The 21,329-nt window shown below is 47.4% G+C and carries 19 protein-coding genes, 3 tRNA genes and 1 pseudogene; 16 read left to right on the plus strand and 7 right to left on the minus strand.

What is annotated here, in order from left to right:
* Positions 1-16 precede the first annotated feature (16 nt).
* Together yoeI and plaP are read left to right on the plus strand one after the other, a co-directional pair.
* Positions 17-79, plus strand: a complete 63-nt coding sequence (yoeI, locus tag FQZ95_RS19260) for a membrane protein YoeI (RefSeq protein WP_010723108.1) — start codon at positions 17-19, stop codon at positions 77-79.
* A complete protein-coding gene (plaP, locus tag FQZ95_RS19265; RefSeq protein WP_000019197.1) occupies positions 69-1,427 on the plus strand; it encodes a putrescine/proton symporter PlaP in 1,359 nt (452 codons plus the stop codon). Before yoeI ends, plaP begins: the two co-directional genes overlap by 11 nt.
* A 73-nt stretch (positions 1,428-1,500) precedes the next feature.
* Here plaP and sbcB read toward each other — a convergent pair whose 3' ends face one another.
* Complete coding sequence (sbcB, locus tag FQZ95_RS19270; RefSeq protein ID WP_160530533.1) at positions 1,501-2,928, minus strand: exodeoxyribonuclease I; 1,428 nt, start codon at positions 2,926-2,928, stop codon at positions 1,501-1,503.
* Between the two features lie 208 nt (positions 2,929-3,136).
* On the opposite strand from sbcB, the gene dacD reads away from it, so the two are divergent.
* From dacD to FQZ95_RS19290, 4 genes are all read left to right on the plus strand, one after another.
* Positions 3,137-4,303 (plus strand): serine-type D-Ala-D-Ala carboxypeptidase DacD, encoded by a 1,167-nt coding sequence (gene dacD / locus FQZ95_RS19275; RefSeq protein WP_160530534.1) that lies wholly within the window; start codon positions 3,137-3,139, stop codon positions 4,301-4,303.
* Between the two features lie 118 nt (positions 4,304-4,421).
* Complete coding sequence (gene sbmC, locus FQZ95_RS19280; RefSeq protein WP_001602831.1) at positions 4,422-4,895, plus strand: DNA gyrase inhibitor SbmC; 474 nt, start codon at positions 4,422-4,424, stop codon at positions 4,893-4,895.
* A gap of 198 nt (positions 4,896-5,093) precedes the next feature.
* Positions 5,094-6,152, plus strand: a complete 1,059-nt coding sequence (locus tag FQZ95_RS19285) for an FUSC family protein (protein ID WP_001200890.1) — start codon at positions 5,094-5,096, stop codon at positions 6,150-6,152.
* A 171-nt stretch (positions 6,153-6,323) separates the two neighbouring features.
* Positions 6,324-6,653 (plus strand): DUF496 family protein, encoded by a 330-nt coding sequence (locus tag FQZ95_RS19290; RefSeq protein WP_000450409.1) that lies wholly within the window; start codon positions 6,324-6,326, stop codon positions 6,651-6,653.
* A 114-nt stretch (positions 6,654-6,767) separates the two neighbouring features.
* Here the strand turns inward: FQZ95_RS19290 and FQZ95_RS19295 are convergent.
* Positions 6,768-7,064: pseudogene (locus tag FQZ95_RS19295) on the minus strand (EutP/PduV family microcompartment system protein); the annotation flags it as partial.
* Positions 7,065-7,066: 2 nt separating this feature from the next.
* Between FQZ95_RS19295 and FQZ95_RS19300 the strand changes: the two are divergent.
* The 5 genes from FQZ95_RS19300 to ldtA all read left to right on the plus strand — a co-directional run bounded on the left by FQZ95_RS19300 (position 7,067) and on the right by ldtA (position 10,909).
* Positions 7,067-7,402 (plus strand): hypothetical protein, encoded by a 336-nt coding sequence (locus FQZ95_RS19300; RefSeq protein ID WP_032303295.1) that lies wholly within the window; start codon positions 7,067-7,069, stop codon positions 7,400-7,402.
* Positions 7,403-7,535: 133 nt separating this feature from the next.
* A complete protein-coding gene (gene cobU / locus FQZ95_RS19305) occupies positions 7,536-8,081 on the plus strand; it encodes a bifunctional adenosylcobinamide kinase/adenosylcobinamide-phosphate guanylyltransferase (RefSeq protein ID WP_160530535.1) in 546 nt (181 codons plus the stop codon).
* Positions 8,078-8,821: an adenosylcobinamide-GDP ribazoletransferase gene (gene cobS / locus FQZ95_RS19310; RefSeq protein WP_160530536.1), complete on the plus strand. Its 744-nt coding sequence runs from the start codon at positions 8,078-8,080 to the stop codon at positions 8,819-8,821. The genes cobU and cobS overlap by 4 nt, the downstream gene beginning before the upstream one ends.
* An 11-nt stretch (positions 8,822-8,832) precedes the next feature.
* Positions 8,833-9,912, plus strand: a complete 1,080-nt coding sequence (cobT, locus tag FQZ95_RS19315; RefSeq protein WP_152921850.1) for a nicotinate-nucleotide--dimethylbenzimidazole phosphoribosyltransferase — start codon at positions 8,833-8,835, stop codon at positions 9,910-9,912.
* 61 nt (positions 9,913-9,973) lie between these two features.
* Positions 9,974-10,909, plus strand: a complete 936-nt coding sequence (gene ldtA / locus FQZ95_RS19320) for a L,D-transpeptidase (protein WP_149003101.1) — start codon at positions 9,974-9,976, stop codon at positions 10,907-10,909.
* A 55-nt stretch (positions 10,910-10,964) separates the two neighbouring features.
* On the opposite strand, the gene FQZ95_RS19325 is transcribed toward ldtA, so the two are convergent.
* A tRNA-Asn gene (locus FQZ95_RS19325) sits at positions 10,965-11,040 on the minus strand.
* A 325-nt stretch (positions 11,041-11,365) separates the two neighbouring features.
* Between FQZ95_RS19325 and nac the strand changes: the two genes are divergently transcribed.
* On the plus strand, positions 11,366-12,283 hold the full coding sequence (gene nac, locus FQZ95_RS19330) for a nitrogen assimilation transcriptional regulator NAC (protein ID WP_001011472.1): 918 nt from the start codon (positions 11,366-11,368) through the stop codon (positions 12,281-12,283).
* A 101-nt stretch (positions 12,284-12,384) separates the two neighbouring features.
* On the plus strand, positions 12,385-13,335 hold the full coding sequence (gene cbl / locus FQZ95_RS19335; protein WP_001011014.1) for an HTH-type transcriptional regulator Cbl: 951 nt from the start codon (positions 12,385-12,387) through the stop codon (positions 13,333-13,335).
* 37 nt (positions 13,336-13,372) lie between these two features.
* Here the strand turns inward: cbl and FQZ95_RS19340 are convergent.
* Positions 13,373-13,448, minus strand: a tRNA-Asn gene (locus tag FQZ95_RS19340).
* A 160-nt stretch (positions 13,449-13,608) separates the two neighbouring features.
* Here FQZ95_RS19340 and yeeO point away from each other — a divergent pair.
* Complete coding sequence (gene yeeO, locus FQZ95_RS19345) at positions 13,609-15,096, plus strand: toxic metabolite efflux MATE transporter YeeO (RefSeq protein ID WP_001323172.1); 1,488 nt, start codon at positions 13,609-13,611, stop codon at positions 15,094-15,096.
* A gap of 100 nt (positions 15,097-15,196) precedes the next feature.
* Positions 15,197-15,272, plus strand: a tRNA-Asn gene (locus FQZ95_RS19350).
* 451 nt (positions 15,273-15,723) lie between these two features.
* Here FQZ95_RS19350 and FQZ95_RS19355 read toward each other — a convergent pair.
* The 3 genes from FQZ95_RS19355 to shiA all read right to left on the minus strand — a co-directional run bounded on the left by FQZ95_RS19355 (position 15,724) and on the right by shiA (position 19,654).
* Positions 15,724-16,440 carry a YebC/PmpR family DNA-binding transcriptional regulator gene (locus FQZ95_RS19355; RefSeq protein ID WP_000532923.1) on the minus strand — a complete coding sequence of 239 codons (717 nt, stop codon included), beginning with the start codon at positions 16,438-16,440 and terminating at the stop codon, positions 15,724-15,726.
* A gap of 341 nt (positions 16,441-16,781) precedes the next feature.
* Positions 16,782-18,236 carry an AMP nucleosidase gene (gene amn / locus FQZ95_RS19360; protein WP_032184492.1) on the minus strand — a complete coding sequence of 485 codons (1,455 nt, stop codon included), beginning with the start codon at positions 18,234-18,236 and terminating at the stop codon, positions 16,782-16,784.
* A 101-nt stretch (positions 18,237-18,337) separates the two neighbouring features.
* Positions 18,338-19,654 carry a shikimate transporter gene (gene shiA, locus FQZ95_RS19365; protein ID WP_032184490.1) on the minus strand — a complete coding sequence of 439 codons (1,317 nt, stop codon included), beginning with the start codon at positions 19,652-19,654 and terminating at the stop codon, positions 18,338-18,340.
* A 305-nt stretch (positions 19,655-19,959) separates the two neighbouring features.
* Here shiA and FQZ95_RS19370 point away from each other — a divergent pair, with 305 nt between their 5' ends.
* A complete protein-coding gene (locus FQZ95_RS19370; protein WP_032184488.1) occupies positions 19,960-21,030 on the plus strand; it encodes a glycosyltransferase family 9 protein in 1,071 nt (356 codons plus the stop codon).
* The last annotated feature ends 299 nt before the right edge of the window (positions 21,031-21,329 follow it).

A 21,329-nucleotide genomic window follows, 5' to 3' on the forward strand; every position in this document is an offset into this window, starting at 1 on the left:
TGAGGAATCCAAAAAAATGGGGCAATTTTTTGCTTACGCGACGGTTATTACCGTAAAGGAGAATGACCATGTCGCATAACGTTACTCCAAACACCTCTCGCGTGGAATTGCGTAAAACGCTTACGTTAGTTCCGGTTGTAATGATGGGTCTTGCCTATATGCAGCCGATGACGCTGTTTGATACATTTGGTATCGTTTCAGGCCTCACGGATGGTCATGTGCCGACAGCCTATGCGTTCGCATTGATTGCGATCCTGTTTACGGCTCTGAGCTACGGGAAGCTGGTTCGCCGCTATCCTTCTGCTGGCTCTGCATACACTTACGCCCAGAAATCCATTAGCCCGACCGTCGGCTTTATGGTGGGTTGGTCTTCTCTGCTCGACTATCTGTTCGCGCCGATGATCAACATTCTGCTGGCGAAAATCTATTTTGAAGCTCTGGTGCCTTCCATCCCATCGTGGATGTTTGTGGTGGCACTGGTGGCCTTTATGACCGCCTTTAACCTGCGTAGTCTGAAATCCGTAGCGAACTTCAACACCGTCATCGTGGTGTTGCAGGTAGTGCTGATCGCGGTAATTCTGGGCATGGTAGTTTACGGCGTATTTGAAGGTGAAGGTGCTGGTACGCTGGCGAGCACTCGTCCGTTCTGGTCTGGTGATGCACATGTCATCCCGATGATCACTGGTGCGACGATTCTGTGCTTCTCCTTTACCGGCTTTGACGGCATCAGCAACTTGTCGGAAGAAACCAAAGATGCAGAGCGCGTGATCCCACGTGCGATTTTCCTGACCGCGCTGATCGGCGGCATGATCTTCATCTTTGCAACTTACTTCCTGCAACTGTATTTCCCGGATATCTCTCGCTTTAAAGATCCGGATGCGTCACAGCCTGAAATCATGCTGTACGTTGCGGGTAAAGCGTTCCAGGTTGGCGCGCTGATCTTCTCCACCATTACCGTACTGGCGTCCGGTATGGCGGCGCACGCAGGTGTGGCGCGTCTGATGTACGTAATGGGACGTGACGGCGTGTTCCCGAAAAGCTTCTTCGGTTATGTACACCCGAAATGGCGTACTCCGGCGATGAACATCATCCTGGTTGGCGCGATTGCCCTGCTGGCAATCAACTTTGACCTGGTAATGGCAACGGCGCTGATTAACTTTGGTGCGCTGGTGGCGTTCACCTTCGTTAACCTGTCGGTTATCTCGCAATTCTGGATCCGTGAGAAGCGTAACAAGACGCTGAAAGATCACTTCCAGTATCTGTTCCTGCCGATGTGTGGTGCGCTGACTGTAGGTGCGCTGTGGGTTAACCTGGAAGAAAGCTCAATGGTTCTGGGTCTGATCTGGGCGGCAATCGGCCTGATTTACCTGGCTTGTGTCACCAAGAGCTTCCGTAACCCGGTTCCGCAGTACGAAGACGTTGCATAATCTTACAAGCCGGATGACATAATCATCCGGTAAATCTCAAAAAGCCGGAGTTTGTCGCTCCGGCTTTTTTGTTTCAGACGATCTCTTCCGCGTACTGCCAAAGCGCTTTTAACAGCGCCACTTTCTCTTTGTCATCGGCATATTGTTGTGCCAGCATCTGCAATTCATCAGCATAGCCCTGCAAAAACTCTGGCGTGAAAACCTGGCGGCGGTGCTCCAGCCAGCGTTGCTGCTCGGCATAATCCAGCGTCCCCGGGAAGTTGCGCGCCCGATAATTGAACAACAGCTTTTCAATCCGTTTATCAACAAAAGTGATATCCAGTGCCGGTAAATTACGCGGCTCGGTTTCCAGCACAATTTTCATTGCTGCACGATCGGCGTCACTGAAAAAGCCATTATAAAGCTGTGCATCCACGTTATCTGAAGGCGTAAACGGTTCGGCTTCCGCGAATATCGCCACCACTTTTTCACGCACTTGCGGATTTTCACGCAGAATTTTCAGGTTATCGAGGCAATGCTGACGATTAATTCCCAGTCGGTCGGCATCTTCCGGGCGTAGCGTATTCGCCTGGGCCAGTACCGGACATTTATTGATATGCACCAGTTTAACCGGAACGGCGGCGTTATCGCCAAGATCGGCTTTTGCGGTATATAGACGCTCGCGCAATGTGTCGCTATCCAGTTCCAGTAATGGCGAAATGTCTCCTGCCAAATCCACCATAATTACGGCATTGCGATTTTCAGGATGCCACGCCAGCGGTGCTACCCAGCTGGTATTGCCGCGCCATGCCCCAAACATTCCGGAAACGTGAACCAGGGGTTTCATCTGCGGAACATCAATCAACGCCATCAGTTTGTGTTTATTGCGATGGGTAAAGAGATAATCAAACAGGCGTGGCTGACGCATTTTTACCAGCTTTGCCATCGCAATAGTGGCGTACACATCAGCCATCGCATCGTGGGCGTTGCTATGTTCAATACCATTCGCTTTGGTTAAATGCTCAAGGCGAAAGCTCGGTAGACCGTCATCATTTTCAGGCCAGTTTATTCCTTCCGGGCGCAGGGCATAACAGGCACGCATAACATCCAGTAAATCCCAGCGCGAGTTATCATGCTGCCAGCTCCAGGCGTAAGGATCGTAGAAATTACGATAAAAAACGTTGCGTGTGACTTCGTCGTCGAAACGCACATTGTTGTAGCCCAGAATACAGGTCTTCGGTACGGTAAAAAGCGAGTGAATACGGGCGGCAAACGTGGCTTCGTTTTCTCCTTTCGCCCGTGCCTCCTGCGGGGTAATACCGGTAATTAATACTGCTCCAGGCTGGGGTAAATAGTCATCCGCGGGCTTGCAGTAAAAAACATCGGGTTCGCCGATGACATTGAATTCGTTATCAGTGCGAATGGCTGCGAACTGTGCAGGGCGATCTAACGCGGGGTGCGTTCCAAAGGTTTCGTAATCGTGAAACAAAAAGGTAGATTGTTGCTTACCGTCATTCATCATTAGGTTAAATCCGTTATTTCTGCTGTCTGCCAGAGTATCAAATATCACCGTGCTAATCAGCTTTAGCGCGACAATTTGGCAGCGAGTTGCAACAGATCATGTCAGATAAAAATGAGATAGTAGTCACATTTTCTTGCACTTTATTCCAGCCAGTTCATAAGTATTTCCGTAAAAAGAACAGCTACTTGAAACACCTGAGGGTTTGCTGTTGAAACGCCGTCTTATTATTGCTGCTTCTTTGTTCGTTTTTAATTTATCGTCTGGTTTTGCGGCGGAAAACATTCCTTTTTCACCTCAACCTCCAGAGATTCATGCCGGGTCCTGGGTATTGATGGATTACACTACCGGTCAGATTCTCACCGCGGGTAATGAGCATCAACAGCGCAATCCCGCCAGCCTGACAAAGCTGATGACGGGCTATGTCGTGGATCGCGCTATCGATAGTCATCGCGTTACGCCAGAAGATATTGTCACCGTGGGGCGTGATGCGTGGGCGAAAGATAATCCGGTGTTTGTCGGTTCTTCACTGATGTTTTTGAAAGAGGGCGATCGCGTATCGGTACGTGATTTAAGCCGTGGTTTAATTGTGGATTCCGGAAATGACGCTTGTGTTGCTCTGGCTGACTATATTGCCGGTGGGCAACGGCAGTTTGTTGAAATGATGAACAACTATGCCGAGAAGCTGCATCTCAAGGATACGCATTTTGAAACAGTGCATGGTCTGGATGCACCTGGCCAGCATAGCTCGGCTTATGATTTAGCCGTGCTTTCTCGCGCTATCATCCACGGCGAGCCCGAGTTTTATCATATGTACAGTGAGAAAAGCCTCACCTGGAACGGTATCACCCAGCAAAACCGTAACGGGTTATTGTGGGATAAAACCATGAATGTTGACGGCCTGAAAACGGGTCATACTTCTGGTGCCGGGTTTAATCTCATTGCTTCGGCTGTAGATGGGCAGCGTCGTCTCATTGCAGTGGTAATGGGGGCTGACAGTGCAAAAGGTCGTGAGGAAGAGGCAAGAAAATTACTGCGTTGGGGGCAACAAAACTTTACTACGGTGCAAATTTTGCACCGTGGGAAAAAGGTCGGTACGGAACGCATCTGGTATGGTGATAAAGAAAATATCGACCTGGGAACGGAACAAGAGTTCTGGATGGTGCTACCGAAAGCCGAAATTCCACATATCAAAGCCAAATATACCCTTGATGGTAAAGAACTCACCGCGCCAATTAGCGCCCATCAGCGGGTAGGGGAAATTGAACTTTACGACCGTGATAAACAGGTGGCGCACTGGCCGCTGGTTACCCTGGAATCTGTCGGGGAAGGCAGCATGTTTTCCCGCCTGAGTGATTATTTCCACCATAAGGCTTGACCTTTCTTTTGCAGCAGACTGGCAGGAGTGCGAGTCTGCTCGCATAATCAACACTCATTCCTTGTGGTTTTAATATTGCAACTATACTGTATATAAAAACAGTATTAATGGAGGCGTCATGAACTACGAGATTAAGCAGGAAGATAAACGTACCGTTGCAGGTTTCCATCTCGTTGGCCCGTGGGAACAGACGGTAAAGAAAGGCTTTGAGCAGTTGATGATGTGGGTAGATAGCAAAAATATTGTGCCGAAGGAGTGGGTTGCTGTCTATTACGACAATCCAGATGAAACACCCGCCGAAAAATTACGCTGCGACACCGTCGTGACGGTGCCGAATAACTTTACGCTCCCTGAAAACAGTGAGGGCGTCATTCTGACAGAAATTTCAGGTGGTCAGTATGCGGTGGCGGTGGCTCGTGTAGTCGGTGATGATTTTGCTAAACCCTGGTATCAGTTCTTTAATAGCCTCTTGCAGGACAGTGCTTATGAAATGTTACCAAAGCCATGCTTTGAGGTTTATTTGAACAATGGCGCGGAAGAGGGGTACTGGGATATCGAAATGTATGTTGCGGTGCAGCCAAAACATCACTAATTCATCTCAGGGCGGTGTGTTAACGCGAAGATCACTCTTTTTTTGAAAGCGAAAAGAGTAAGATGCGCCTTTCAAATTTTTCGCTCCTGCCGGGAAATTACACTGTTCCCGGTATGTCCGTCGGATAATTCAGAGGCGCGCCTTCTGGCCGACAGATGTGTTATGAGCGCTTTTAATCTTCATTAACGGAGTTTCTGCGTGCGTGCCGATAAGTCATTAAGCCCGTTTGAAATCCGGGTATACCGCCATTACCGCATTGTGCATGGTACTCGGGTCGCGCTGGCATTCCTGCTCACTTTTCTCATTATCCGCCTGTTTACTATCCCGGAAAGCACCTGGCCGCTGGTCACCATGGTGGTGATTATGGGGCCAATCTCGTTCTGGGGTAACGTTGTCCCTCGCGCATTCGAACGTATTGGCGGTACGGTGTTGGGGTCGATTTTAGGTCTTATCGCTCTGCAACTGGAGTTAATCTCGTTACCGCTGATGTTGGTCTGGTGCGCGGCGGCTATGTTTCTTTGCGGTTGGCTGGCGCTGGGCAAGAAACCGTATCAAGGTTTATTGATTGGGGTGACGCTGGCAATTGTTGTTGGTTCCCCGACAGGTGAAATTGATACGGCGTTATGGCGAAGCGGCGATGTGATCCTCGGCTCTTTACTGGCAATGTTGTTTACCGGCATCTGGCCACAACGGGCGTTCATCCACTGGCGCATTCAACTGGCAAAAAGTCTGACCGAGTATAATCGGGTCTATCAATCTGCATTCTCACCGAACTTACTCGAACGCCCGCGTCTGGAAAGCCATCTACAAAAACTCCTGACCGATGCCGTGAAAATGCGTGGGCTGATTGCGCCCGCCAGCAAAGAAACCCGTATTCCAAAATCGATATATGAAGGTATCCAGACCATTAATCGCAATCTGGTTTGTATGCTGGAGTTGCAAATCAATGCATACTGGGCCACGCGCCCCAGCCATTTCGTGTTATTGAACGCGCAAAAACTTCGTGATACCCAGCACATGATGCAGCAAATACTGCTGAGCCTTGTTCATGCGCTGTACGAAGGTAATCCGCAGCCGGTTTTTGCCAATACGGAAAAATTGAACGATGCTGTGGAAGAGCTGCGTCAGTTGCTCGATAACCACCATGACCTGAAGGTCGTGGAAACACCAATCTATGGCTATGTGTGGCTGAACATGGAAACGGCACATCAGCTTGAGTTGCTATCGAATCTGATTTGCCGGGCCTTGCGCAAATAATTCCTGAACTTCAGAATCATCTTGCTGCTGCTTCGATTCAGCAAGGATAAAGGGTATGATAGTGAAAAGGGATAAAAGCATTGTCATCTGCGGCAGCTATGAGTAATGTTGGCCCTAACGAATAGCGGTTGCTTAAACGAATCCGACTCTCACATTATCAGGGGTATAAAAATGGAAACTACCAAGCCTTCATTCCAGGATGTACTGGAATTTGTTCGTCTGTTCCGTCGTAAGAACAAACTGCAACGTGAAATTCAGGACGTTGAGAAAAAGATCCGTGACAACCAGAAGCGCGTCCTGCTGCTGGACAACCTGAGTGATTACATCAAGCCGGGGATGAGCGTTGAAGCAATCCAGGGCATCATCGCCAGCATGAAAGGTGACTATGAAGATCGCGTTGACGATTACATCATCAAAAATGCCGAGCTCTCCAAAGAACGCCGTGATATCTCCAAAAAGCTGAAAGCTATGGGCGAAATGAAAAACGGCGAAGCGAAGTAATTCCTGTTTTATTCAATGAGGGTTGCCCGGTAACCCTCATTGCTCATTGCTCATTGCTCATTGTTTCTTTTCTGTGTATCACCGTCATCATTCCCATCTGATAACCTATTGAAATTAGCGACAGCCTTCTTCTGTATGCAGCAAGGCAAAAAGTTCTGCAACTCCATTGTTATTAACCGCACTGGTTACTAACACATTGTGCGCTCCAGCTTCTCGTAACCAACTTTTCACCAAAGATATTTGTTCCATGCTGGCTAAATCTGCTTTGGTGACTACTCCAATAACAGGGCGATTCATTGACGAGGTAAAGCCTGGCGAAAAAGGGGACCACGGTGCGTCCGCATTAAGCACCAGGGCGATAATGTCTGCTTCGCAGGCGCTGACTAACAGAGCACTGTAGAGGCTGCGGTTTTATCGGTGAGGACTGGCAGCAAGATTTCCAGCCTTTTGACGGTGGGCCAGTGCAATCGTTATCAGATGCGTATAGCGATTATTCAGTGCTGCTATTGATAGCAGCTGAAAGCGAGATATCCGTACCAGAATGGCTCGCTCATTCTGAGGGAACGACGGTAATTTTGATTGCAGAACACAATGCCCGTTTGCTGAATGGTCCGGCTGGTGGGGCTGTAGCATTGATCCATTATCTGAATGAAATCTGTCATGCCAGAGAAACCGCTGTCAATGACGCATTTTGTCGGACGTTAACACGAGGAAGTCTGGCTATTCCGCAATGCCATCTTCTTTCGTAATGGATTGAGAATGCTGGATTTTTAATTATATTACGCGCAGTATTAATCGCGTAAATGTTTTGCGGTCAGCAACAGTGGGGGAACCATTGTTCTGTTCAATGAATACCATCATACAATTGAATCAGGAGTCGGTATGATGATTTTGGTGACAGGTGGAGCACGGAGCGGGAAGAGTCGCCACGCAGAGGCGCTTATTGGGGACTCTTCACAGGTTCTGTATATCGCCACCTCGCAAATCCTTGATGATGAGATGGCTGCACGGATAGAACATCATCGGCAAGGCCGCCCGGCTCACTGGCGCACAGTGGAGCGCTGGCAACATCTTGATGAATTAATTCATGCAGACATTAACCCGAATGAGGCTGTGTTGCTGGAATGCGTTACCACAATGGTGACTAATCTGTTGTTTGATTATGGCGGCGATAAAGACCCTGATGAATGGGATTATCAGGCGATGGAACAGGCGATTAATGCTGAGATTCAGTCGTTGATTGCTGCCTGCCAATGTTGCCCCGCAAAGGTTGTATTAGTGACTAACGAAGTGGGAATGGGGATTGTGCCGGAGAGTCGTCTGGCACGACATTTTCGTGATATTGCCGGGCGGGTAAATCAGCAGCTGGCCGCTGCGGCAAATGAAGTATGGCTGGTGGTTTCGGGTATTGGAGTAAAAATCAAATGAGTAAATTATTTTGGGCGATGCTCTCATTTATTACGCGTCTGCCTGTACCGCGTCGCTGGTCCCAGGGACTGGATTTCGAGCATTATTCTCGCGGTATTATTACTTTTCCTTTAATTGGATTATTGCTTGGCGCGATTAGCGGGCTGGTCTTCATGGTGCTGCAGGCATGGTGTGGCGTACCACTGGCGGCATTGTTTAGCGTACTTGTGCTGGCGCTGATGACCGGGGGATTCCACCTGGACGGCCTCGCTGATACCTGTGATGGCGTATTTTCTGCACGTAGCCGCGATCGCATGTTGGAAATCATGCGTGATAGCCGTTTAGGCACCCACGGCGGTCTGGCATTGATTTTTGTTGTACTGGCAAAGATTCTGGTGTTAAGCGAACTGGCCTTGCGTGGCGAACCGATCCTTGCATCACTGGCGGCAGCAAGTGCGGTCAGCCGTGGGACTGCCGCATTATTGATGTATCGTCACCGTTATGCCCGGGAAGAAGGGCTTGGCAATGTGTTCATTGGAAAAATTGATGGGCGACAAACCTCTGTCACACTCGGTTTAGCCGCTATTTTTGCTGCCGTATTATTGCCTGGTATGCATGGCGTGGCTGCTATGTTGGTGACGATGGTGGCGATCTTCATCCTCGGTCAGCTTCTCAAACGGACTCTGGGCGGGCAAACCGGCGATACGCTGGGGGCAGCCATAGAGCTTGGCGAACTGATCTTTCTGCTGGCGCTGCTATAAAGAGACGCGACATGCAAACACTTACCAATTTACTGAATACGATCCCTGCCATCGATCCTGCCGCTATGTCGCGTGCACAACGGCATATTGACGGGTTACTCAAACCTGTTGGTAGCCTGGGAAGGCTGGAGGCGCTTGGCGTACAACTGGCGGGAATGCCGGGGTTGAATGGCATACCGCATGTGGGCAAAAAAGCGATACTGGTTATGTGTGCCGATCACGGCGTCTGGAATGAAGGAGTTGCTATTTCCCCGAAAGCGGTGACAGCCATTCAGGCTGAAAATATGACCCGCGGAACAACCGGCGTGTGTGTGCTGGCAGCACAAGCGGGCGCTAAAGTTCACGTGATTGATGTTGGTATCGATACTACTGAGCCTATCCCCGGGCTTATCAACATGCGTGTCGCACGAGGTAGCGGCAATATTGCTTCATCTCCGGCAATGAGTCGCCGCCAGGCTGAAACGTTGCTTTTGGACGTCATATGCTATACGCGGGAGCTGGCAAAAAACGGTGTCACGCTGTTTGGTGTAGGTGAACTGGGGATGGCAAACACGACACCGGCAGCGGCGATAGTGAGCACAATCACTGGCCGGGATCCTGAAGAAGTGGTTGGGATTGGCGCAAACCTGCCGACAGATAAACTGGCTAATAAAATTGATGTTGTGCGACGGGCGATTACGTTGAATCAACCAAATCCGCAGGATGGCGTTGATGTCCTGGCAAAAGTGGGTGGATTTGATTTGGTCGGAATGGCTGCCGTGATGTTAGGCGCTGCGTCCTGCGGTTTACCGGTGTTGCTGGATGGATTTCTTTCTTATGCTGCCGCGCTCGCAGCCTGCCAGATGTCTCCTGCAATCAAACCGTATCTCATTCCTTCTCACCTGTCGGCAGAAAAAGGGGCGCGTATAGCGCTGTCGCATTTGGGGCTGGAGCCTTATCTCAATATGGATATGCGTTTAGGTGAGGGAAGTGGCGCAGCTCTGGCGATGCCCATCATCGAAGCTGCCTGTGCGATATACAACAGCATGGGCGAACTTGCTGCCAGTAATATTGTTCTACCGGGGAATACGACTTCTGATTTGAACAGTTAAAAACGAAAAGTCTGATAAAAGCTATACTTATCGGATAGTATTCGCGACTTAGGAAAGGGACATGATGCGTCGTGTAAATATTTTTTGCTCATTTGCTCTACTTTTTGCCAGCCATAATAGCCTGGCGGTAACTTATCCATTACCTCCAGAGGGTAGCCGTTTAGTGGGACAGTCGCTTACTGTAACTGTTCCTGATCACAATACCCAGCCGCTGGAGACTTTTGCCGCACAATACGGGCAAGGGTTAAGTAACATGCTGGAAGCGAATCCGGGCGCTGATGTTTTCTTGCCGAAGTCAGGCTCGCAACTCACCATTCCGCAGCAACTGATTTTGCCCGCCACTGTTCGTAAAGGGATTGTGATTAACGTCGCTGAGATGCGTCTTTATTACTACCCTCCAGACAGTAATACTGTGGAAGTCTTTCCTATTGGTATCGGCCAGGCTGGGCGAGAAACCCCGCGTAACTGGGTGACTACCGTTGAACGTAAACAAGAAGCACCAACCTGGACGCCAACGCCGAACACCCGGCGCGAATATGCGAAACGAGGGGAGAGTTTGCCCGCATTTGTTCCTGCGGGGCCTGATAATCCCATGGGGCTGTACGCGATTTATATTGGCAGGCTATATGCCATCCACGGTACCAATGCCAATTTTGGTATTGGGCTCCGGGTAAGTCAGGGCTGTATTCGTCTGCGCAATGACGATATCAAATATCTGTTTGATAATGTTCCTGTAGGTACTCGTGTACAAATTATTGATCAGCCAGTGAAATACACAACGGAACCGGATGGATCAAAGTGGCTGGAAGTCCATGAGCCGCTGTCGCGCAACCGTGCGGAATATGAGTCAGACCGAAAAGTGCCTTTGCCAGTAACGCCATCTTTGCGGACGTTCATTAACGGGCAAGAAGTTGATGTGAATCGCGCAAATGCTGCATTGCAGCGCCGATCAGGAATGCCTGTGCAAATTAGTTCTGGTTCAAGACAGATGTTTTAAGAGCGTTGTTAATTAGAAAGCAAAAAGCCTGCTCGAAAGCAGGCTTTTTTGAATTTGGCTCCTCTGACTGGACTCGAACCAGTGACATACGGATTAACAGTCCGCCGTTCTACCGACTGAACTACAGAGGAATCGTGTGAACGGGGCGCATATTAATGGCAGTGCATGGTGATGTCAAAGGGTGAAATGCATTTTTTTGTTTGTTTGCTGCCAATTTCGACAAAATGGTGAGCTTTCAATCTTTTTGGTAATGAACCATCGTGGTGCATACCCTCCTTTTATAGGGCAGGGGAACGCGACAGCTGATTAAAGGAGCCAATGACGAATCTATCATAATCTCTTATTTGACAGTTGGTTAGCTTGCATATCAACACAAAATTAAAACTGGCAAGTATCTTGCAATCTGGTTGTAAGTAATGGCGGCACTTGGGCCGATTCTTATAAACCGGAGGCAACATGAACTTCAGACGCCTGAAATACTTCGTAAAAATTGTAGATATTGGTAGCCTGACCCAGGCTGCTGAAGTGTTGCATATCGCGCAACCCGCGCTCAGCCAGCAGGTTGCCACGCTGGAAGGTGAGTTGAATCAACAACTTTTGATTCGCACAAAACGGGGCGTTACGCCAACTGACGCCGGAAAAATTCTCTATACCCATGCGCGGGCCATTTTACGTCAGTGTGAGCAGGCCCAACTGGCGGTGCATAACGTTGGTCAGGCATTATCGGGGCAAGTCTCGATTGGCTTTGCGCCAGGAACCGCTGCGTCATCCATCACCATGCCCTTATTACAGGCGGTTCGCGCTGAATTCCCGGAGGTCGTTATCTATCTTCATGAAAATAGCGGTGCAGTGCTTAACGAAAAACTGATAAATCACCAACTCGATATGGCGGTGATTTATGAGCATTCCCCTGTGGCTGGTGTATCCAGTCAGGCTTTACTGAAAGAAGATCTTTTTCTGGTAGGAACTCAAGATTGCCCGGGGCAAAGCGTTGATGTTAATGCTATTGCGCAAATGAACCTCTTTCTCCCCAGTGATTACAGTGCTATTAGACTTCGTGTTGATGAGGCTTTTTCCCTACGGCGACTCACGGCAAAAGTCATTGGTGAAATTGAGTCTATTGCCACGCTTACCGCAGCGATTGCCAGCGGCATGGGCGTTGCAGTATTACCCGAATCGGCCGCGCGTTCGTTATGTGGCGCAGTAAACGGATGGATGTCACGCATTACCACACCTTCAATGAGTCTCTCTTTGTCATTAAATTTACCCGCCAGAGCGAACTTATCACCACAGGCGCAAGCAGTGAAAGAGTTGTTAATGTCAGTGATGAGTTCTCCAGTGATGGAAAAAAGGCAGTGGCAATTGGTGAGCTAAGCGTTATATCGGGATGGAATAAGATGCGGGTTTTTATTATTTGTTATGCCGGGCATTAGACTTTAACAATAATGTGATATCTGAACTGCCCGGAGTTTACCGTGAATTTCCAACAACTAAAGATAATCCGCGAGGCTGCACGTCAGGATTACAATCTGACAGAGGTTGCGAATATGCTTTTTACCTCACAGTCAGGCGTCAGCCGTCACATTCGGGAACTGGAGGATGAACTTGGCATCGAAATATTTGTTCGACGAGGTAAGCGACTGCTGGGCATGACTGAACCGGGCAAAGCATTACTGGTCATTGCAGAACGTATTCTGAATGAAGCCAGTAATGTTCGTCGTCTTGCAGACCTGTTTACCAACGATACGTCTGGCGTTCTCACTATTGCAACGACGCATACTCAGGCACGTTATAGCTTGCCTGAGGTCATTAAAGCTTTTCGCGAACTTTTCCCGGAGGTTCGGCTGGAGCTAATCCAGGGTACACCACAGGAAATTGCGACGTTGTTGCAAAATGGCGAAGCTGATATTGGTATCGCCAGCGAGCGTTTAAGTAATGACCCGCAGCTCGTCGCCTTCCCGTGGTTTCGTTGGCACCATAGTTTGCTTGTTCCACTCGATCATCCCTTGACGCAAATTATACCGTTGACGCTGGAATCAATAGCGAAGTGGCCGTTAATCACTTACCGACAGGGGATTACGGGGCGCTCACGTATTGATGACGCATTTGTCCGCAAAGGTTTGCTGGCAGATATTGTATTAAGTGCGCAGGATTCTGATGTCATTAAAACCTATGTTGCACTCGGGCTGGGGATTGGATTAGTTGCCGAACAATCCAGCGGTGAACAAGAGGAAAAGAATTTAATCCGTCTGGATACGCGGCATCTTTTCGATGCTAATACTGTCTGGTTGGGACTCAAGCGAGGACAACTTCAGCGTAACTATGTCTGGCGCTTTCTGGAACTTTGTAATGCAGGACTGTCAGTTGAGGATATCAAGCGCCAGGTGATGGAGAACAGTGAAGAGGAAATTGATTATCAGATATAGCAAAAAGCCCGCTATAAAAGCGGGCTTTTCAGAAATTTGGCTCCTCTGACTGGACTCGAACCAGTGACATACGGATTAACAGTCCGCCGTTCTACCGACTGAACTACAGAGGAATCGCTGTTGAGGCACATCTTAACGGCGAAAAATTTTTTGTCAAACCCGATTTTTAAATTCCTCAACTGTTTGCCGTTTCTATCAACAGTTTGTTGCATTTGCAGACAATTTGTTGGCGAAAATCTTTGCAGCTTTGCTGATTCTCCCTCATTATTTGAAATGTGGTTTCACTTTCTGCAATTAAGGTCGGCTTTGAATATCTCCTCTGCTTTACGCCAGGTTGTTCACGGCACTCGCTGGCACGCCAAACGCAAGAGTTACAAAGTGTTGTTCTGGCGCGAGATAACCCCGCTTGCTGTACCTATCTTCATGGAGAACGCCTGTGTCCTGTTGATGGGTGTTTTGAGTACTTTTCTGGTCAGTTGGCTGGGAAAAGATGCGATGGCAGGCGTGGGGTTGGCGGACAGCTTCAATATGGTCATTATGGCTTTTTTTGCAGCTATCGATCTTGGTACTACTGTCGTTGTGGCATTTAGTCTCGGTAAGCGGGATCGACGACGAGCGAGGGTGGCGACGCGACAGTCATTGGTGATCATGACGTTGTTTGCCGTACTGTTGGCAACGCTTATTCATCATTTTGGCGAACAAATTATTGATTTCGTCGCGGGTGATGCCACGACAGAAGTTAAAGCACTGGCGTTGACTTATCTGGAGCTGACGGTACTCAGTTATCCAGCAGCTGCCATCACTTTGATTGGTAGCGGGGCACTTCGTGGTGCAGGGAATACGAAAATACCGCTACTGATTAACGGTAGCCTGAATATTCTTAATATTATTATTAGCGGCATATTGATTTACGGCCTTTTCTCCTGGCCGGGACTGGGATTTGTCGGGGCTGGGTTGGGGTTAACCATTTCTCGTTATATTGGCGCAGTGGCAATTTTGTGGGTGCTGGCGATTGGTTTTAATCCTGCGCTAAGGATTTCGTTAAAGAGCTATTTTAAACCGCTGAATTTTAGCATTATCTGGGAAGTCATGGGGATTGGTATTCCAGCGAGTGTCGAATCAGTGTTATTTACCAGTGGTCGGTTATTAACCCAAATGTTCGTTGCCGGGATGGGGACCAGTGTTATTGCCGGGAATTTTATCGCGTTTTCAATTGCGGCTCTTATCAACTTACCCGGAAGTGCGCTCGGCTCTGCTTCTACGATCATTACAGGCCGAAGGTTGGGGGTAGGGCAGATAGCGCAAGCAGAGATTCAGTTGCGGCATGTGTTCTGGCTGTCCACTCTTGGATTAACGGCCATCGCCTGGCTAACGGCTCCCTTTGCTGGGGTTATGGCATCGTTTTACACCCAGGATCCACAGGTTAAACATGTCGTTGTGATTCTGATTTGGCTAAATGCTTTATTTATGCCTATTTGGTCTGCCTCATGGGTGCTACCCGCTGGATTTAAGGGTGCTCGCGATGCCCGTTACGCCATGTGGGTTTCTATGTTGAGCATGTGGGGTTGCCGGGTTGTAGTCGGTTATGTGCTGGGAATCATGCTTGGCTGGGGTGTGGTTGGTGTCTGGATGGGAATGTTTGCCGACTGGGCTGTGCGGGCCGTGCTGTTTTACTGGCGTATGGTTACTGGACGTTGGCTGTGGAAATACCCTCGACCTGAGCCGCAAAAGTGTGAAAAAAAGCCAGTTGTGTCGGAATAAACGACAAAGTGCAGATTATTTCAGCAAACGATTTCAAATTTAAAAAACAGGCTTTGACATTGTGGATGGGCGTCGCTAATATTCGCCTCGTTCTCACGATTCCTCTGTAGTTCAGTCGGTAGAACGGCGGACTGTTAATCCGTATGTCACTGGTTCGAGTCCAGTCAGAGGAGCCAAATTTTAGTTTTGAGACATCTCTATGAGTCTCAAGACAGTTAAAAAATAAACATTATTTTTACCCGGTTATCTTGTAAAAAAGTGACTGGGTTTTTTGATTTCTGTGCTTCGTGCGCTTAATCGAGTCTCACGCTTCAGTGAGCAAATTGCCCCCCCAACAGATATCACGATTCGCAAGGTCAAAAAATTCGTTCCGTGAAGTACCGTACAAAGGTATAGAGAAAAATGCCTTATGCGGGATGTTGCTGTCGCGTTTTTATCGGGAAACTAAACGTAATTGCCACTTTGTCTTCTGTAATCAGAAAAAGAAAGCCTGGAATTTTAATAAATATTATTTCTCTGGGACCGGTATTTTTATAATCAATATGACGAGTTGAATATTATATTTATTATAAGAATTATATGAGATTAAAGAAATCTGCCATAAAGACAGATTTCTTTAAAATATAATTAGAGATTTGCGACGTTATGATAAACTTTTTGAACATCGTCGTCATCTTCAAGGGCATCAACAAGCCCTTCAAAGATTTCTAAATCTTCTGGGGAAAGCTCAACTTCAGATTGAGCAATCATTTCTAATTCTGTTGTTGAGAACTCAGTGATTCCAGCTGCTTTTAGAGCCGCGATTCCTTTATGAAGGTCAGTAGGTTCAGTATAAATAACAATATTACCTTCTTCTTCAGTTACATCACGAACATCAACTTCAGCTTCAAGTAAAATTTCAAAAATATGGTCAGGGTCTGTACCTTTAAATACAATCACACCCGTATTGTCAAACATATAGCTGACAGAACCTGCCGCTCCGATATTGCCGCCTTTTTTATTGAAAATTGTGCGAACGTTAGCAATCGTACGGTTAACATTTGAAGTCAAGGTTTCAGCGATAATCATTGAGCCATTAGGACCAAAGCCTTCATAACGTCCCTGCACGAACGTTTCATCTCCGCCGCCTTTGGCTTTATCAATTGCTTTATCAATAACGTGCTTTGGAACTTGTGCCTGCTTCGCACGTTCAATAACGAATTTTAAAGATGTGTTTAATTCTGGATCGGGTTCACCTTGTTTGGCAGCAGCATAGATTTCTACACCGAATTTTGCATAAATTTTAGACGTTGCACCGTCTTTAGCCGTTTTTTTAGCAACAATATTGGCCCATTTACGTCCCACTGGAATGATCTCCTCGAAAATTTATTTACATTACTGGTAAATCGTTAACATGCGTTAATTCGGCATATTATATCATAACAGGAAAAATCTCGTCTATTAGAAATAAAAATATTCTAAATCCATAATCTTATATTTAATCTCATAAAAACTAATGTTGTTGGCGGATTTTTTTATAATTGTGTTTTGAAAGCATACTTGCTTTTAATATATGGAAATCATTAAGGCTGTAATAAAACTCGTATCCGCCCCAGGAAGCAAACAGCCTGCTTTATTGCAGGCTATTTGCTGGATGACTTACTAAATCCTTCACATCTATTCCTGATAAAAAGGAACAGAACTTATTACCGGAACGGCGGTTCATTAAAGGTTCGTAATTTACGTGAATGCAGTCGGTCGCCTTCTGCGCGCAGCAAATCGATCGCACGAATGCCAATTTGCAGGTGTTCGGAAATAGCGCCTTCATAAAAACGGTTAGCCTGACCGGGAAGTTTAATCTCACCATGCAACGGTTTATCTGAAACACACAGTAGTGTCCCGTATGGCACGCGGAAACGATATCCTTGCGCGGCAATTGTTGCACTTTCCATATCAATTGCTACGGCCCGGCTTAAGTTAAAACGAAGTGCAGAAGCTGAGTAACGTAATTCCCAGTTCCTGTCATCTGTGGTTACCACAGTGCCAGTACGTAGCCGCTGTTTAACTTCCTCTCCGGGCCTGCCGCTGACTAACTTGGTAGCGTCATAAAGCGCACGTTGCACTTCAGCAATGCTCGGAATAGGAATATCGGGCGGCAGTACCGCATCAAGAACGTGGTCATCGCGTAAATAAGCGTGTGCAAGTACATAATCTCCAATGGCCTGGCTTTCACGTAAGCCACCACAGTGACCAATCATCAACCAGACATCCGGGCGCAGCACCGCCAGATGATCGCAGATGGTTTTAGCATTTGACGGTCCCACGCCAATATTCACCAGAGTAATACCCTGACCATCGGCGGTAATTAAATGCCATGCTGGCATCTGGTGTTTTTTCCATGCAAGGTCGGAAATGGCTTCTTCTGGCGCTTCGGTTTCGGCGGTGATCCAGTTCCCGCCAGCACAAGAAAGGGCAATGTAGGGACTATCAGGGTCGAGGATCTGGCTGCATCCCCAACGAACGAATTCATCCACATAACGTGTGTAGTTGGTAAACAAGACGAACGGCTGAAAATGTTCAACTGGCGTACCGGTATAATGGCGCAACCGCGCGAGGGAAAAATCGACGCGGCGCGCATCAAAATGCGATAGCGGGGAGAATTCCGTTGGATGATAAATGCCGTCTGCAGTTTCATCGCCAATTTGCGCCAGTTCTGTTGTCGGGAAGTAGCGAGTTAACCCAGCGCTCATTGAGCGATCAAGTGTCAATTCAGAGCCATCGATGACATAAGGATAAGGGATTTCATGCTGCGAGGGTTGCACCGAGATATGCGCACCATAATCCTGATACAGCAACGTAAGTTGTTCATTCAGATACGAACGAAAGAGAGTAGGGCGAGTAATCGTGGTGGTGTAGCTGCCTGCGTGGGTAAAACGACCAAATGCGCGCGTTTTGGGGGGATTTGTTGTGCTACCGTCCCAGGTTACGGTCAGTGATGGATAGACAAAAAGACCTTGTTTGCGGGCGTTTTCATCAGGTAATTCGCCACTTGTAATATATTTGCCAATGGCGTTGCGTAAAGCGACTACAGATTGCTCATACAGCGCGTCGAGTTTTTCCAGTGCCTGAGCTGGGGTCAGACCGGAGCCCTTATTATTCATGTGTGTCTCCTGTTCCATACAATTACCGCACTTCCGATAGTATGTCACAGGAATGTGAAACAAAAGTGTAAGGCGAAGATCGGATGATCTTCGCCTGACTATCAAGCGTGTTGATTGTCTTTCATCAACAAAGCGGTTATTGCAGAAATGAGGCATCCAGCCAGCAAATAAATGGCGACGCTATGCCAGTTTCCAGCAAAATAAGTGATGAGTGCAGCAGCAATAAAAGGTGTAAATCCACCGCCGACCACACTGGCAACCTGATATCCGACTCCAGCTCCACTATAGCGATAACTGGCACCAAACATTTCGGTAAACATCGGTTGTTGCACGCACACCACCATGTCATGCGCAATGTTTGCCAGCATTATGGAGAAGAAAACTATCCAGAAAATAGATTGTGCTTCAAGCGCTATAAAGAAAGGAAATGCGCTCAACGTTCCGATTAACGCGCCTGTGATATACACCCTGCGGCGACCAAAACGATCGGCAAGCCAGGCAAAACAGGGAATTGTCAGACAGCTTAGTCCACCTACCAGCAAACCGATATTAAGGAAAAGTTCGCGCGGTAACCCCATATTTTGGGTTGAATAGTTAAGCGCAAAGGCGGTAACGATGTACATCGTCAGCAACTCGCACAGTCGTAGCGCAATAATCTTCAGAAAAGCACCGGGATGTCGTAACAGTGCTTCGATAACCGGGATGCGTTTTTGCGCTGCCGCTTGATTATGTTGCTGTTGTTCAAATTCCGCGGACTCCTCCATGCCATTACGCACCCACAATGCTCCCAGCACCAGTACGATGCTAAACAGGAAAGGAATACGCCAGCCCCAGCTTAGAAACTGTTCGTCAGTCGTCATCATACTGATCAGTGAAACCAGTCCGGTTGAAAGCAGTAAACCTACACCGTAACCAACTTGTACACCGCTACTGTAAAAGGCTTTTTTATTCTTAGGTGCGCTTTCAACGGAAAGCAACGCTGCGCCTCCCCATTCGCCGCCGACGGCAAATCCCTGAATGGCACGCAGCGTCACCAGTAAAATGGGGGCCCACCACCCAATAGTCGAGAATGAAGGAAGAATGCCAATCAAGGCTGTCGCGATACCCATCATCCAGACGGTCAGCATTAACATGCGCTTACGTCCCAGTCGGTCGCCAAAGTGACCGAAAATGACACCGCCGAGCGGACGGAACAGGAATCCGACACCAAAGGTGGCAAATGCGGCGAGCGTTCCCATAGCCGGGCTTACTTGCGGGAAAAACTCGCGATTAAACACCAGTGCGGCGGTAATGCCATAGAGTAAAAAATCATACCAGTCGACGACGGCACCAGCGAAACTGCCTAACGCAGCTCGTCGGGCGCGACTTAACGAAAGCGTCCCTTCATCGGGACGAGTGGAGATGAGCGTGGAGTCCATAATGATCCTGTTTGTACTGTCTTTTTATAATTAGTATGGAAAAGGTAACTCACATTGCCGTCGATCTATAAACGAACCTTATGAGACTACCTCGACAGAGCGCATCTGCAAATGATTTTATGGCTGATTAACGGCAACATGAAAAATTCGATGGAAGATGAAATCGCAGGAGTTGCATAAGGATTGAGCAGAGCACCTACAGTTTTGAGATATGAAACATAAAAGTCCGCATATGCACAAAATTGCACCCTGATGATTCTGATAGACTGCATTGCATTTTAACCAGTAGGGAGGCGAGGTTAGGTATGTTTTTAGCATCATTGTTGAGAGGTATTGCATTTAGTTACTACGATTATAAAGCTAATAATTTCAATATTGGAAAAACAGACTTTGTTGTTATCCACATTCCCGATCAAATTGGCGATGCTATGGCCATCTTTCCAGTTATTCGGGCGCTTGAATTGCATAAAATTAAGCATCTTTTAATTGTTACTTCGACTATTAATCTAGAAGTCTTTAATGCGCTCAAACTTGAACAGACTAAATTAACATTAGTCACAATGACTATGCAGGATCACGCAACATTAAAAGAAATAAAAGATTTAGCGAAGAACATAACACAGCGATACGGTACGCCGGATCTTTGTATAGAGGCGATGCGTAAAAAGAACCTGAAAACGATGTTATTTATCAGTCAGTTGAAAGCAAAAACGAATTTTCAGGTTGTTGGTTTAACCATGAAGTGCTACTCCCCTTTGTGTAAGAACGCCTCCCGGATGGATCAACATCTCCGGGCTCCCGTACCCATGACATGGGCGTTTATGATGCGTGAAGCGGGTTATCCGCCAGTCAGGCCAATATATGAATTACCATTAAGCGAGCAGGTAATAAATGAAGTACGTGAGGAATTGTGCACTTTAGGATCTTACATTGCGCTTAATTTAGATGGCAGCGTGCAGGAACGCACATTTTCGTTATCAGTAGCTGAGAAACTCATCGCCAAAATTCAAAGTGATAATGATATGCCAATAGTCATTGTTCATGGACCAAAAGGGGAAGATAAAGCCCGGAAATTAGCGGGTTGTTATAATAATGTCTACCGGCTATCCTTATCACCCTCGATTAAACGTTCAGCAGCAATCATAAAAGATGCTTATATCGCAATAACCCCTGATACCTCAATATTACATATGGCAAGTGCCTATAATACCCCCGTCGTTGCAATTTATGCTGATTACAAAACGCGGTGGCCTGCGATGGCAGATATCTCGGAGTCAGTGGTCGTTGGGCAAAAAATTGATCATATAAGTTTGGATGAATTCGGAAAGGCGCTAAAAAGTGCTTTGGAGAGAGTATGTGTCAGTACTTACGTATAGAGGGTAATGCCGATCTGTGCTGAACAGGGGACATTAATACCCTGAGGTTGGTCAATCACCACAAAAAAAGCCTTTGAATCAAAGCAATACTCACCGAATAATAAGGCAACCTGAACTTAAATCCCCGTTAACTGCCATACATTATTATGACTTGCACTGATGTAATTAGCTAAATATTATCGTGATTTGACTAAATAGCAAAAATGATAGCTATCAAAAATAGCTCATATACTTTGTTTCCCGCTGCCGTAGAATAGATGGTCCTTCCATGTTTCAAGCATTTATTCAAAAAAAAGGGG

It is taken from the genome of Escherichia sp. HH41S, from assembly GCF_009820115.1.
Classification (GTDB): domain Bacteria; phylum Pseudomonadota; class Gammaproteobacteria; order Enterobacterales; family Enterobacteriaceae; genus Escherichia; species Escherichia coli_F.

Coding starts and splice junctions, on each gene's coding strand:
- plaP (WP_000019197.1), top strand. CDS start 69: ATGTCGCATAACGTTACTCCAAACACCTCTCGCGTGGAATTGCGTAAA.
- sbcB (WP_160530533.1), bottom strand. CDS start 2,928: ATGATGAATGACGGTAAGCAACAATCTACCTTTTTGTTTCACGATTAC.
- sbmC (WP_001602831.1), top strand. CDS start 4,422: ATGAACTACGAGATTAAGCAGGAAGATAAACGTACCGTTGCAGGTTTC.
- FQZ95_RS19290 (WP_000450409.1), top strand. CDS start 6,324: ATGGAAACTACCAAGCCTTCATTCCAGGATGTACTGGAATTTGTTCGT.
- cobU (WP_160530535.1), top strand. CDS start 7,536: ATGATGATTTTGGTGACAGGTGGAGCACGGAGCGGGAAGAGTCGCCAC.
- cobS (WP_160530536.1), top strand. CDS start 8,078: ATGAGTAAATTATTTTGGGCGATGCTCTCATTTATTACGCGTCTGCCT.
- cobT (WP_152921850.1), top strand. CDS start 8,833: ATGCAAACACTTACCAATTTACTGAATACGATCCCTGCCATCGATCCT.
- ldtA (WP_149003101.1), top strand. CDS start 9,974: ATGATGCGTCGTGTAAATATTTTTTGCTCATTTGCTCTACTTTTTGCC.
- nac (WP_001011472.1), top strand. CDS start 11,366: ATGAACTTCAGACGCCTGAAATACTTCGTAAAAATTGTAGATATTGGT.
- yeeO (WP_001323172.1), top strand. CDS start 13,609: ATGTGGTTTCACTTTCTGCAATTAAGGTCGGCTTTGAATATCTCCTCT.
- amn (WP_032184492.1), bottom strand. CDS start 18,236: ATGAATAATAAGGGCTCCGGTCTGACCCCAGCTCAGGCACTGGAAAAA.
- shiA (WP_032184490.1), bottom strand. CDS start 19,654: ATGGACTCCACGCTCATCTCCACTCGTCCCGATGAAGGGACGCTTTCG.
- FQZ95_RS19370 (WP_032184488.1), top strand. CDS start 19,960: ATGTTTTTAGCATCATTGTTGAGAGGTATTGCATTTAGTTACTACGAT.